At 44.7% G+C, this 13,421-nt stretch carries 13 protein-coding genes; 10 read left to right on the top strand and 3 right to left on the bottom strand.

Annotated elements, in window-relative coordinates:
• Nucleotides 1-153: 153 nt before the first annotated feature.
• On the top strand, nt 154-618 hold the full coding sequence (tnpA, locus tag TX77_RS08330; RefSeq protein WP_044504343.1) for an IS200/IS605 family transposase: 465 nt from the start codon (nt 154-156) through the stop codon (nt 616-618).
• A gap of 836 nt (nt 619-1,454) precedes the next feature.
• Here the strand turns inward: tnpA and TX77_RS08325 are convergent.
• Nucleotides 1,455-2,657 (bottom strand): Fic family protein, encoded by a 1,203-nt coding sequence (locus tag TX77_RS08325; protein WP_044504342.1) that lies wholly within the window; start codon nt 2,655-2,657, stop codon nt 1,455-1,457.
• Between the two features lie 746 nt (nt 2,658-3,403).
• Here TX77_RS08325 and TX77_RS08320 point away from each other — a divergent pair.
• The 6 genes from TX77_RS08320 to TX77_RS08295 all read left to right on the top strand — a co-directional run bounded on the left by TX77_RS08320 (nt 3,404) and on the right by TX77_RS08295 (nt 6,668).
• On the top strand, nt 3,404-4,012 hold the full coding sequence (locus tag TX77_RS08320) for a hypothetical protein (protein ID WP_154862482.1): 609 nt from the start codon (nt 3,404-3,406) through the stop codon (nt 4,010-4,012).
• A gap of 80 nt (nt 4,013-4,092) precedes the next feature.
• Nucleotides 4,093-4,419 carry a hypothetical protein gene (locus TX77_RS08315; protein ID WP_044504340.1) on the top strand — a complete coding sequence of 109 codons (327 nt, stop codon included), beginning with the start codon at nt 4,093-4,095 and terminating at the stop codon, nt 4,417-4,419.
• A 43-nt stretch (nt 4,420-4,462) separates the two neighbouring features.
• The gene (locus tag TX77_RS08310; RefSeq protein ID WP_044504339.1) at nt 4,463-5,092 is read left to right on the top strand and encodes a sugar O-acetyltransferase; all 630 of its coding nucleotides are present in this window, start codon (nt 4,463-4,465) and stop codon (nt 5,090-5,092) included.
• Nucleotides 5,093-5,329: 237 nt separating this feature from the next.
• On the top strand, nt 5,330-5,878 hold the full coding sequence (locus TX77_RS08305; RefSeq protein ID WP_044504338.1) for a hypothetical protein: 549 nt from the start codon (nt 5,330-5,332) through the stop codon (nt 5,876-5,878).
• A gap of 102 nt (nt 5,879-5,980) precedes the next feature.
• Nucleotides 5,981-6,274 (top strand): nucleotidyltransferase family protein, encoded by a 294-nt coding sequence (locus TX77_RS08300; RefSeq protein WP_044504337.1) that lies wholly within the window; start codon nt 5,981-5,983, stop codon nt 6,272-6,274.
• Nucleotides 6,258-6,668 (top strand): HI0074 family nucleotidyltransferase substrate-binding subunit, encoded by a 411-nt coding sequence (locus TX77_RS08295; protein WP_044504336.1) that lies wholly within the window; start codon nt 6,258-6,260, stop codon nt 6,666-6,668. The genes TX77_RS08300 and TX77_RS08295 overlap by 17 nt, the downstream gene beginning before the upstream one ends.
• Nucleotides 6,669-6,967: 299 nt before the next feature.
• Here the strand turns inward: TX77_RS08295 and TX77_RS08290 are convergent, their stop codons facing one another.
• A complete protein-coding gene (locus TX77_RS08290; protein WP_044504335.1) occupies nt 6,968-7,849 on the bottom strand; it encodes a LysR family transcriptional regulator in 882 nt (293 codons plus the stop codon).
• Nucleotides 7,850-8,107: 258 nt separating this feature from the next.
• On the opposite strand from TX77_RS08290, the gene TX77_RS08285 reads away from it, so the two are divergent.
• Both TX77_RS08285 and TX77_RS08280 read left to right on the top strand, forming a co-directional pair.
• Nucleotides 8,108-9,385: an aminotransferase class V-fold PLP-dependent enzyme gene (locus tag TX77_RS08285; RefSeq protein WP_044504334.1), complete on the top strand. Its 1,278-nt coding sequence runs from the start codon at nt 8,108-8,110 to the stop codon at nt 9,383-9,385.
• Nucleotides 9,386-9,423: 38 nt separating this feature from the next.
• Nucleotides 9,424-10,665 (top strand): dicarboxylate/amino acid:cation symporter, encoded by a 1,242-nt coding sequence (locus TX77_RS08280; protein ID WP_044504333.1) that lies wholly within the window; start codon nt 9,424-9,426, stop codon nt 10,663-10,665.
• Between the two features lie 105 nt (nt 10,666-10,770).
• On the opposite strand, the gene TX77_RS08275 is transcribed toward TX77_RS08280, so the two are convergent.
• Nucleotides 10,771-12,399 (bottom strand): malolactic enzyme, encoded by a 1,629-nt coding sequence (locus TX77_RS08275; RefSeq protein ID WP_044504332.1) that lies wholly within the window; start codon nt 12,397-12,399, stop codon nt 10,771-10,773.
• A 167-nt stretch (nt 12,400-12,566) separates the two neighbouring features.
• On the opposite strand from TX77_RS08275, the gene TX77_RS08270 reads away from it, so the two are divergent.
• Nucleotides 12,567-13,124 (top strand): RNA 2'-phosphotransferase, encoded by a 558-nt coding sequence (locus tag TX77_RS08270; protein WP_044504331.1) that lies wholly within the window; start codon nt 12,567-12,569, stop codon nt 13,122-13,124.
• Nucleotides 13,125-13,421: the final 297 nt, after the last annotated feature.

Raw genomic sequence — 13,421 nt, 5'->3', positions numbered from 1 at the left:
ATATGGGGTTTACCCTGTTGAGCTGGCAACGCCTGCGAAACAATAATCCACCCGCTATGCGGGTGTGTTCCAATAGTTATACAAAAAAAATCACCTTTCCAGTATAATAGAGGTGTCCAAGCCACTATTACATAAAAAGGAAAGGTGATTCATATGGCGAAGAAAGCCAATGACTTAGCACATACGAAATGGTTGTGCAAATATCATATCGTCTTCACACCTAAGTATAGACGAAAAATTATTTTCAATCAATATAGACGGGATCTGGGAGAGATACTCCGGCAATTGTGTAACTATAAAGGTGTTGAGATATTGGAAGGGCATCTCATGCCCGACCATGTGCATATGTTGGTAAGTATTCCCCCGAAATTGAGCGTTTCTTCATTCATGGGATACTTAAAAGGAAAATCAGCGTTAATGATGTTCGACAGGCACGCCAATCTCAAGTATAAATTTTGGAATCGTCATTTCTGGTCGGAAGGGTATTATGTAACGACGGTAGGGATGAACGAAAAAACGATTCGAAAATATATCCAGGACCAAGAAACGGCAGATATTATGAAGGATAAATTAAGTGTAAAAGAATATGAGGACCCGTTCAAGTCACCAGAGCAGTGATGGGGGAAATCCCTTTAGGGATACGTGACGTGTGAAATGCACAGTGGCTTGAACGAAGTGAAAGCCAGCGCCTTGAGACGCTGGCTTTCAGCAACAAAGGCTTATAGCCGCCCGTCGAGCCACCCGTTTTACGGGTGGAGGCGACTGGAAAAAATATAGTTACGAATTCAAGAGAGAAATTGTTCTCGAATATCTACAAGGAGAGATTGGATAAAAGACTTTAGCAAAAATATCATTTCTCTATCCTTCGGAATATCAGAAAGTGAGCAACCGCCTATCGGGTCAATGGCAAAGACGCCCTTCGCCGTTCTCGCCAAACGGTAAAATGCTTTTTGTAGTTTAAACTTTGTGCGGTAGAATTATACTTAAGCACAGAGACCAGCTATACAAATCTAATCTTTGACTTGGATATGAAAGAACTGTTGATTTTTGCGAGCTGAGGAAGCCGCTACCGGGCGGTCGGTATAGGAGGTCTCCAAGTACAATAGAAGGGCTGGTATCCCCAAATGGTTAAACAATCCACTCCTAAGAAACTGCAAAATGAACAGTAAGTGTATCTGAAGAAATTGGACTGTTTAAAAGGAGTGAGGGTGCTGCGCTTAGAGGAGGAAGAAGCAGCGCAGAAGGAAAGTAATGGTTGGTGCAGTCCGGTAAAATACCGACTTTACCATGCCGCTGCATAGAAAAACCACCGTAACATTTCTGATACGGTGGCTAGGGTCTAACTTTCGGGGGGCACATCAAATTGGGCAGGTGCTGTTTTTGCGTCTATGGGATTTTTTGTAATGGCCGATACCATTAAGAAAATTTTCTGTGTGAAATGAAAGGCAGAGGTTCTATTTGGTATTCAGGCTGTTTAAGTTCAACCGGTAATGATAAGGGCGAGTATCCTTCGAGATGATGTATCGCTCCGTAGGAATCGTCTTGAATCTCGAATAAACGGTCGATTTTGTTTTTTGAATCGTATCGGCAATTTCATCGATGGTAGCTCCCCATGTGGAGAATACTGCGGCTTGAAGCAGGATGTCATATATTTTGTACGTCGTTTCGTTATCGATTTCCCAAGCAGAGAGTTGCTTTTGATAAGACCGATATTGTTCTCGTTTCTTCTGTAAAATACTCTTTGTATAGGAAATGGCGGTGCAGATCAAGGTTAGCGTTCCGATGATAAAGGGGGTCAAATCTCCTCGATTTATTTCCGAGTCAGCTTCTTCAAACAGGCCGTAATAGGATTTCCTATTCTTTTTTATCAAAATAGAAACCTGCAGCCCAATCGTCGGATGTAAGCTCTTGGAGATAAGATATGACGTAATAAAGCGGGACATTCTGCCGTTTCCGTCATAAAAGGGGTGGATATATCCGAATAAATAATGGAAAATAGCAATGCGAATAAAGGTAGGAACCGATGAATCGTGCAATAGTTTCAATGCTGACTCCAAAGTCGATATGATGGCAGATTCGGGATACAGGCCTCTATGCAGTACTTTCTGTGTTTCCGAAACGATATCGACACTATTCTTCCGGAATAAAATCCCATCGGGCAAATTTTCCGGATCATCCATTTCGATTTCATCGGCCAAAAAGTCGTTGTATAAATTGCGAATATCTTGGCAGGTCTGCAAGGGAATATCTTCATCTTTGATGATTTTCTGGTATTTATTCACGATACCAAAAAAACGCCTTTTTTCAGTACTTTCTAAGGCCGATTTAATTTCTTTTCGCGTACTGTGGACGCCTTCAATATCGTTACTAGATTTTATTTCTTCAATCAAACGGTTATAAAGAAATTGGGTTATACCGGCGCCGGGGATTATCTCAATGAGCTTGTATAGTTGAAGGAATTCAGTCATAATTTTATCCTGAAGGTTTGCTATTTCCTCGGTGTAGCAGTAAAACACAGGGTAAGATTTTTTATGGCCGAATTGCTTTATAGAAATCGGAATATGTCTGGCAGAGGGGCTATTAAAGCGAGATTCATATTCCGATTCATATGAATCAGGTGATTTATAGTATAGTTTAGTTAAGCTGACATAGTCCATATCAAGACCTCCAAATAGTAAAAAGTACGTTTTTTATAATTTCAATTTGGTGAGATTGTAAAAATGGCCATTTTTACAATTTCATTTTTCGGAGATTGTAAAAAACGTACAATTTACAATGTTACTTTTTTTGTTGTAATCGGTGAATTTGCTGCATTTAGATGAACACGGTCAGCTTTTTCGCTGTCGATATCTGGCGAGGACGCTCTTTCCGTTATTTGCCGTTTATTTAGTGGCAGACAATTGTTATCGGGATTGCGTTGCAGGTTAGTGGATGCAGTGCTGCAGGGCGTATAGCCGACACCGCTGGCTTTATGGCGGGGTTCTTAGGGGGACTCCATGATCGGCACGCATTTTTTGTTCGGCCCGGCAGCCCTTGCTGTGGAACTTGAAGTTTCGGATGAAGATACCCATATTTTCAATGATAATCGTAATTCAAGCATAAAGTGTTTTTTTCTTCTTGTCAAATAGGGATGACAGCCCCTTTCTCGGTAAAGCCGAGTTGCTTTCAAACAGGATGTGATTGGCATGATGACAGAGCGTCCCGACATTGCATTCAAAAAAGTTTTGTGAACCGATGGCCGCAAGACTCTTTTTTATAAAGTCCGAAAAGATTTAAGTAACCCGCATCGATTCGTAAATATCAATTTACCTTGGGCAGGATTTTACGAGTGGCTGTCGAAATTGTGAGGTATATGGAATGAGGGAGAACGGCTTATTTTTTTTTGAGAAAGAGGTGGATGATGGTGTTTCGGAAAATTGTCTTGTTGTTGATGATGCTGGCCTTTTACTGTGCGAGTGTTTTTGCCGGGAATATGGTTGAGGTGGATCGGGCCGTGCTGAAGATTCCCAAGACGGCGAATCTATCGACGCACGTTGATTTTTATGAAGGGAAACAGAGGGTGCGCTTTGCCGGCGGCCGCGTCTATGGCGATAAGTCCGTTCATTTCATGTGCGTCAATAAGGGCGGATCTGCGTTGTGGTCTATGGATACGCCCTTAGAATCGTCCGATGCCTATCGCGCTTTTACCATCGTCCAGTATCAGGATGAAGAGACGGGACGGTATTTCTATGGAGTCTTATGTTGGAACTCGATGGATACCCGCTATCGAAGCTACCTCTTGGGCCTCAATAAGGACCGAACCAAGATGAATGAATATATCAACAGCGATAATTTCAGGGAGCACCGAGATTTACAATTGCAATCGGGCCTTTTTGAAAAAGACGGATCACTCTATGTGTGGTTCATCGATTGGGATGTAAGATCACAGGTGCCGCCGGTTTATTATAAATTGAAGTGGTCCGAAGCCGATCAATGGATAGGCTATGACTACGTCGGGACCCAGCGGCCGTGAGATGTCCGGCGGCAAGACGCCGTTACCGAACGAGGGAGCTTTTAGGCCTCGTCCACTTTTTGAAAGTGAGGGGAAACTTTATGATAAAAAATATATTCCGGGCCTGCGTATTTTCGGCGGCCTTACTGATCGGGAGCATGGCCTCAGCCTATCATGCCGACCTGACGTCGGCCGTCAATCTCGGCATGGTCAAGTCTTACAGCCGTTCGGCCATTAATGTTATTGATGACGACGGCGCTGTCTATACCTTCGTCTATGACAATCGTCCCGATTCGGATTGGGGGTTTTGGAAACAGGAAGACGACGACCATTGGCATCAATGGGCCTTTGGCGTGCAGCAGCCGTCTCATATGGAAGTGTTGGCCAGCTGCGGTTTTTATGCCCTGAAAGATTTGGGGAAATTGTAATCCCATTGCAAGGCGCTGAAAAAGAGAAAGGAAATGATAACCGATGAATCAGATGGAATGGGATCGCATGATGGCTCAAAAACTATATAATCCTTTTAACGTCGGTGACGGGAGTTTCGAGCGCGTCCATACAGCCCAGCGCCGTTTCAATGCCTCCGATGACTTGAATGATAAGGAAGCGTTCGAAGCGCTGAAAAAGTGTTTTGCCGAGGCTCCTGACGACATGGTCTTGTTGGCTCCGGTCTACTTCGACCACGGTGATCGAATCCGCTTTGGCCGCCACTTCTTTGCCAATACGGGTCTCACCATCTTGGATGAACATGACGTCACCTTTGGCGACAACGTCTTTTTGGCGCCTCATGTCAGTATCTATACGGCAGGCCATCCCATCGATGCCGAAGTGCGCAATACCAACCTCGAATATGCCAAGCCTGTCACCATCGGCTCTGACGTCTGGATCGGCGGCAACGTCGTCATCAACCCAGGCGTCACCATCGGCGACGACGTCGTCATCGGCTCGGGCTCCGTCGTAACTCGCGACATTCCCAGTCACGTCATCGCTGCCGGAAACCCTTGTCGCGTCATTCGGCCCATTACCGAGAAAGATCACGACGATTGGCATAAACAGTGGGACGAATACAAAAAAGCAGCCGCAGCATATCTTTTGCGATAACCTCGTAAAGACTGGGAAGGATTGAAAAGGCATTTTTAAATAGGAATCCTATGACCATACAAACATCTCTTGAGTCATAAAACTTGGACGGTTACGCTAAATGGGGCGTGTCCTGCGGAGAGAGTAACGAAATTATTTTTAGGATAAGGCTAAATTGTCGAGACTCTCCATTTCGTGTCGCGGCACCGGAAACGATGACTCGAGAGAAATTCTATTTACTAAAAAAGGTGTGATACTATGAAAATGAAGCGATTCATTCCCCTCGTATGGACCGTCGGTCTGATGATGACGGCCGGTGTTGCCTTCGCCAGCCATACAGCAGGGCTGCAGCCGACCCAGGGAACGAGAGTATTTTCTGAGAAGCTCCATAGAGAAAGTGTGCCGGCCCTCTCCCATAAGGCCATTGAAAACGTTATTGCTGATGAACTTCAGCTGAAGGCAAGTGAACAAAAAGAGACCTCCTATTACTATCATTATGTTGACCTCAATGATGATGGAGTTACCGACGCCCTAGTCCTTGCCGTAGGCCCCTATACCTCCGGAAGCGGCGGCAACACCATGTTTTGGCTCTCGCCGGACAAAAGGGGAAAGTGGCAGATTCAGCAAAAATGGACCCTCGTCCATACGCCGATTCTGCTGACCGGCAACAACGTAAACGGTCATAAAGGCATCGTCGTTCGTCGTGCCGGCGGCGGAGCTACCCCGGCCTGGATTCTCCTGACCTATCAAAACGGCCAATATACCACCGTTAATGACGGCATCATCCTGCCCTTTGCCACGAAATAATAAGGAGGGACGTTTCCGCTATGGGACGATTTGATTGAGATTTCGTTAATTTGATTCGATGTGATAGAATAAAGGTATCATGATGGCGAATGAGGTGAGGATATGGCCTATAACTTGCCGGATGCTGTTTTGCAGGATATTTCTCGGTTTGCTGAGAAGCACGGGATTCGTCGCGTTCTCTTATTCGGTTCCCGTGCCAGGGGGACGCAGACGGAGCGCAGTGATATTGATCTGGCCGTTTGTGGCGGGGATTTTGACGGCTTTTACTGGGATATTAAAGAGAATGTACACTCTCTTTTGATGATTGATGTTGTGGATTTGGACGCCGGTGTTTCTGAAGGGCTGAAACGGGAATTGGAAAGGGACGGGGTTACGCTGTATGAAAAAGTTGGATAATTTTTCAAATTGTCTTCGTATCCTGAAGAATGCCGATTTCATGCGAGGTCATAATGATGAAATCTATCGGACGGGTATTGTCGGTCAATTCAATTTGACTTTTGAATTGGCTTGGAAGGCCTTGCAACAGGTGTTGAGAGTACACGGTGTCTTTGAAGCTGAAACCGGTTCTCCCAGAGAAATCTTGCAGCTTGCCTATAAAATCGGCTTTTTAGAAGATGATGCGACATGGCTGCTCATGCTGAAACAACGGAATCGTTCGGTATATATCTACAATGAAGAAGAAATCAATGCCTTGTTAGTCCTCATTCGAGATGAGTTTGTTCCAGCTTTTGCTTTCTTGGAGAAGACCTTACAAGAAAAAATGGCTGGCATTGAAGACGATGGCGATTGATTTTAATTGGCTCCCATGGAATTACCCCTGTCCGCATTGCTTGTTAAACTGTATTGTACTGGCCATTACAATTTTTTGCCTTAAAGCTCTCAATTTCTGATCGTACCTGCTTTTAGACGCGAAAGAACCCTGGATTTATGCTTTTACATGAACCCAGGGTTCTTTGTATGTGCTTTAGCTAAAATCGATGTTGAAGTCTTGAAAATCCCTTATTCTCAAGATTTTTTGTTTTATGAAATAGATGTTTTTAAAATGCAATTTAATCTAATGGCAGAGATAAAGCGAATATCAGTCAGTCGTTATTCTATCCTATACTCTTCAACTGTTTCTATCAAGGTCGCCTTGAATTCGGCGATGAGGTTTCGAATGCTTCGGTCGGTGAAGCGATTAATCAGAAGATATCCCTGACGTAATGGCGGTGGGTCAAGCAGGCGGCAAATCTGCAGGGGGATTTCTTGACGCAGGGCGTAGGCGTTACTTTCCTGAAGTATAGCCCAATATTTACCACTCTTAAAAAATTCCCGTAGCAAGGCATAGGAATCTGCTATGATGCGGGCCTTTTTACCGTGGAAGACTTTTTCGTGCCAATAGAAGAATTCATCGTCCCACGGTTGATATATTTCCTTGGCAGGGTCTAAATCTGTTGTAGAAATAGAGCTGATATCAGTGTTGCTATTGCTCGGCATAACGACGTAATACTTCTGATTAAGCAAAAACTCACAAGTTACCCCTTGGACTTTATGGGCTGCAGAGACTAGTGCTAAATCCAATTTTTTGTTGGAAATCATATTGTAGACGTCAGATGTTTGATAGGTATAAATCGAAAAATTAGCAGAAGTACGAGATAATAGTTTTTCGCATGTCCTATGTACAAGCGGGATTTGGTAGCTGGCAATTGATGAAATGAGTAATGTATGAGCAATCATATCATTGTCATTTTGCATCTCTTGATATGCATCGTAGAGTTTTCGGGCTTGGGGAAGAAATTGTTGGCCTCTTTCTGTCAGTGTAATTTCTTTGTACCCTTTGTCGCGGACGATAAGGGAGTATCCTAAGATATTTTCGAGTTGGCGGATACGGTTGGAAATAGTTGGTTGGGTTTTATATAGAATTTGCGAAGCCTGGGTTAGATTGCGAACTTCACTGACAACGATGAAGGTTTCAATTAACGGATAGTCCATAATCAGATACCTCTGGAAAATGTGATTTTTAAAATATAAGTAAAATTAATATTTAATAATAATATAATTAATTTTTAGTTTAATACAATTCATACTATAATGTCAATATAGATATTCGTAAAAGTAAATATAAATAAATTTTTGAATTAATGATTAAAAACATAATTATGTAAAATATAAAATATATAAGATGAAAAATATATCCGGATAATTGAAAAAGTATTAATGATAATTAATTTATATTGGAGGTATGTGTTTATGGAAACAAAGTATGGAACGTTATTTACTGACAAAACATTGAATCAATTACGCAGTCAATTTAAATATGTGGATGTCGACTGCAATAAACAGCGACGGCTGTTCTTTGATAACGCTGGCGGTTCTCTGAGATTGATTCGGGCGGAGGACGTATTTTATCAAATTGATGCGATGCCAGATGCTTCGGAACATGCCAACGTATTAGCCAAGAAGCTTTTGGAAATGGAAGATAAAGGTCGTTCGGATTTGCGAGTTATCTTTAATGCAAAAAAAGGGGCTATTGCTACCGGCTATACTGCTTCCCAATTGATGATGGATGCGGTGCGAATTCTTAGTGAACATGCCAAGGGTACAAATATTGTTACCTCAGTATTGGAACATCCGTCATCTTTTGATTCTTTAAGCATGTATGCCGCCAAATATGATCGTGACCTTCGAGTGGTTCCAGCTAATAAACAAACGGGTGCTATTGATACGGATGACGTATTAAAGTATGTCGATGCAGATACGGCCATTCTTAGCATCATGACAGCCTCTAATATATCCGGACATATTCAGGATATCGAAACTATTGCGAAAAAAGCTCGCGAAATCAATCCGGACATATTTATCATAAGTGATGCGGTACAACATGCTCCACATGGAGCTCTCCATCCGGAAGAATGGGGCGTAGATGTTATGAATTTTGCACCGTATAAATTTTTCGGTATACGCGGCTTTTCCGCTATGTATCTATCTGATAGGGTAAAGGACTTTGAACACCATAAACTTGCCGGAAAACCCCTTGATGACTGGGAAATTGGCAGCCCGGCTACAGCACAGTTTGTAGCCATTTCAGCGATTGTCGATTATGTCTGCTCTATTGGTAAAGACGTATTGCCGGATGAAATGGATCGGCAAACCTTGTACGAAGCAGGTATGAATCGCATTGCCTCCCATGAACAAGCTCTTCTTTCCATTTTGCTTGATGGAACTGAGGATATGAAGGGCCTACGCCAGATGAAAGGTGTAACGGTTAAGATGGATGATCCTGATCTTACGAAACGTGACCTTATTACAGGGATTGAGTTCGATAATATGTCAGCAGATAAGGCCAGAGAAGAAATGGAAAAGCGTGGTGTCGTTGCCTTTGAACGCCTTGCCTCCAGTATTTATTCCGGGCGCATGTTGAAACAGTTTGATTCACCAGGAGTTTTGCGTATTTCACCTCTTCATGTTAACAGTGCTGATGATATCGTAACTTTCTTAAAAGTTGCCGAAGAAGTGGCTGCTTTATAGCTCTGATATTGTAATTATATAGAAGGGAGCAATCCAATATGTTACTCAAAAAACTAGGGTTAGGTACCCGCATTCTCATTGGTATCGTTATCGGTTTTATTATCGGCTTTGCTTCTCCTGATCTAACAAAAATGTTGTCCCCTTTAGGTGAAGTATTCCTTCGCATGTTGAAGATGCTTATTGTCCCTTTGGTCTTTTTCAGTATTACCAGTGGTGTCTGTAAGATGGGGGATGTCAAGCAATTAGTCAGTATCGGACTTCGATTTGTTGCTTATATCTTAATCACATCCGGGTTAGCAGCTGCTTTAGGGACGTTTGTTGGAATGTTCTTAGGCATTGGTTCGGGAACCACCGAGTTTCTCCAGGCTGGGGCTAATGTCAAAAATGTTGACTATAATTTTATTAATAATGTAGTTAGTTGGTTTCCTGCGAATGTGTTCGAGTCTTTTGTCAAACAAGATATGTTGCAAATTATCGTTTTTTCCTTATTTTTAGGGGTTGCAATCTTATTCCTCAGCAAGCAGGTTAATGATTTTGTAAAAATCATTGACCAGGGTGCTCTCGTCATGTTGAAAATTACTGATTTTGTTATGGCATTTTCTCCCATAGGTATCGCCTCCCTCATGGCTACGATGGTTACGACTATCAGTGGGGCTACGGTAAAGGATGTAATCGCTCTGATTGCCGCTGATTACATTACCTGCATCATTTTCTTCCTAATCATGTATCCGGCCATGTTGAAAGGTCTTGCCGGATTAGGCCCTATCCGCTTTTTCCGTAAGATTTCGCAGCCTATGATAGTTGCCATTACTACGACATCGTCGGCAGCTACCTTGCCGGTATCTCTTAAAACTGCAGGGCAAAAATTGGGCTTGCCGGAAAACGTGTATGGATTTACACTGCCTCTGGGTAATACTTGCGGGATGAATGGTTTTGCTGTATTTATTGGTCTGGCATGCATCTTTTGTGCCAATATTTATGGGGTTGAAATTACTTTTGCTAAATTAGTTCTCTACATATTCTTAGGAATTATCCTTTCTGTTGGCGCTGCTGGGGTAAAAGGGGCCGGTATCGTAATGAGTACCGTACTCTTACAGGCGATTGGTATGCCTCTCGATGTTATCCCCATCTTTGCAGCTATTTGGCCGGTCATTGATCCGCCGCACACCTTGTTGAATAATACGAGTGATCTCGTCGGTACAGCGATTATTGGCAAACGCTTAGGCAAGATGGACATGGACATTTATGAAGGCAGAAAAGTAATTACGGATGAAACGTAAAGTAGTGTATTAGAAGAGAGCCATGGATTTGTGTTTGTACATGAATCCATGGCTCTTTTTTTATCTCGTTTTATTCAGTTTTCTTATTCTGTACTATCTGTCGTCTTATTTATAAGCCGGCTCCCATTTATAGGCTTTGATGCAGGCTTCGGGATCGGAGACGTCGTTTCTATTCAAGCCTTCTTTTCCGGCTTCTTTGGCTACGGCGATGGCGACGGTTTCTGAAAATTGGTCGAGTTTGGTTACCGGCGGCAGGACGGCGGCGCCCGGTTTATTTGTATCTATGATGCCGCCGATGGCGTGGGCGGCGACGGAGATCATTTTATCGGTCAGGAGTTTTGCCCCTGAGGCGATGACGCCGAGGCCTAGGCCCGGATAGATGAGGGCGTTGTTGGCCTGGCCGATGTCGTAGGTGACGCCGTTATAGGTGACGGGATCGGTCGGGATGCCCGTTGCCACTAAGGCTTTGCCGTCAGTCCAGCGGATGAGGTCTTCGGCCTTGGCTTCGGCAAGTTCTGTCGGGTTACTGAGGGGGAAGATCATGGGCCGATCGGCTTTTGAGGCCATTTCTTTTACGACGGCTTCGGTAAAGGCACCGCTCTTGGTCGACGTGCCGACGAGGATGGTCGGATGAACGGCCTTGACGGCAGCCTCTAAGGTCGTAAGGGAGGCGGCGTCGGCGAATTCGTCACGCTTTCTGGCGAAAGGTTTTTGTTCCGGCGTCAAATCACTCATGTCGTCGAATAGGAGACCCTCTTTGTCGACGAGGTAAAAACGGCTCTTGGCGTCGGCTTCTGACAGGCCCTGATCGATCATTTCCTGATAAATCCGTTTGGCAATGCCGCAGCCTGCCGTGCCGGCACCGAAGCACATGTAACGCTGGTCGGCCAGTTTTTCGCTGGTAATGGCCAGGGCGCCGAGGACGCCGGCCAAGGTGATGATGCCCGTTCCTTCGATGTCGTCGTTGAAGACAGGATAGGTATCGACGTATTTTTTGAGGAGGGCAGCGGCATGGCCGCGGCCGAAGTCTTCAAAGTGGAGGTAGAGGCGGGGGAACATCGATTCAACTTGTTTTACGAATTTATCGACGAAGGCGTAGTACGTGTCGTCGTCGACGCGTTTTTGACGCAGACCGAAGTAAAGGGGATCGTCGAGGAGGCTCTGACGGTTGGTACCGGCATCGATGACGACGGGCAGGACCTTGGCCGGATCGATGCCGGCAGCTCCCGTATAGACCATGAGTTTCCCCGTCGAGATGCCGACGCCGTTGGTGCCCCAGTCGCCGATTCCCAAGATGGCTTCGGCATCGGTGACGACGATGAGCTCGATCTCGCGGCCCATGGCGGTATTTTTCAGGGACTCTTCGATTTGTTCCGGATGTTCCACGGAAAGGTAGGCGGCATTTTGCGGGGTTATGAAGAACTGGCTGTATTCGCGGATGCTTTCGGCAATGCCCGGATCGTAGATAATCGGCATGAATTCAGCGATGTGCTGTTTGAAGACGTAATAAAACAGCGTCCGGTTGCGGCTGAAAATGTTCATGAGGTAATGCCGTTTTTCACTGACATTGGGCTTCGACTGGAAATTGCCGTACACCTGCTGAGCCTGTACTTCAATCGTTTGCTCCGTCGGCGGCAAGAGGCCGATAAGGCCGAGTTCAGCTCTTTCTTTCATGGAAAATGCCGTACCCTTATTCAAAAAGGGATCATTTAATAATTCGTAACCTTTTTTCATAGGCCTGCTCCTTTCGGAAACGAGAAATATTTCAATTTTTTCCATTGTAGCATAGACGACAAAAATTGGACAGTATAAGATCTATTTGTTATAGACGCTCTTCAGGGGAATGCAGGAAATGCCCATCTTTGCTATAATTTAGCTGTAGGGAAAGGAGTGTTTCTATCATGGATTTGACTAAGACCAGCCGCTTTATCAGTCTCGTGCTGCGGCATAAACCTTGGGCGGCAGGCATCCGCCTTGATGAGCACGGCTGGGCCGATGTGGATGAACTCATACAGGGCGTGGGGAAAAAATATCCTCTCGACCGGCAGATGTTAGAAGAAATCGTCAGGACAGACAACAAGCAGCGGTATTCCTTCAACGACGATAAGACTAAGATACGTGCCAATCAGGGCCACTCCATCGATGTCGACGTCGAGCTTCCCGTCGTAACGCCGCCGGACATCCTCTACCACGGGACGGGAGAGAAATACGCCGCCGCCATCGAACGGGAGGGCTTGGTACCGAAGTCACGGCTCTACGTCCACCTTTCGGGAGACGTGAAGACGGCGGAAAACGTCGGCCGCCGCCACGGAAGGCCGGTCATATTCTGCGTCCACAGCGGCGACATGCATCGAAAAGGGATTGTGTTTTACCGCTCCGTCAACGGCGTCTGGTTGACAAAAAGGGTAGAGCCGCAGTTTCTTCAGCGATATACTGACGATACGGCTAATGTTCTATAAAAAAAGACTTATTCTGTCAGGTGAAAGCTGGATTTGATGAAGGCCATGACTTCATCGTCCGTAAAAGAATCAACGGGTCAATTGGTCAAAATATTTGACTATTAGGCCCGTTTGTTTTATGATGAAATAGTAAAAAGTTTTGACTAATTATATCCCGATGTTGGACTCATCCACTCAGATTTAAAATCCGGGTGATGAAAGGCGTCGGGATAGCTTGGAACATAAGGGGGGAATGGGATGAAAGCTGTCGTCATCTATGAAGCCGGCGGCGTCGATAAGCTCATGTATCAGGATGTC

It is taken from the genome of Megasphaera massiliensis, assembly GCF_000455225.1.
Lineage (GTDB): Bacteria > Bacillota > Negativicutes > Veillonellales > Megasphaeraceae > Megasphaera > Megasphaera massiliensis.
This window is presented reverse-complemented; position numbering and strand designations above follow the sequence as displayed.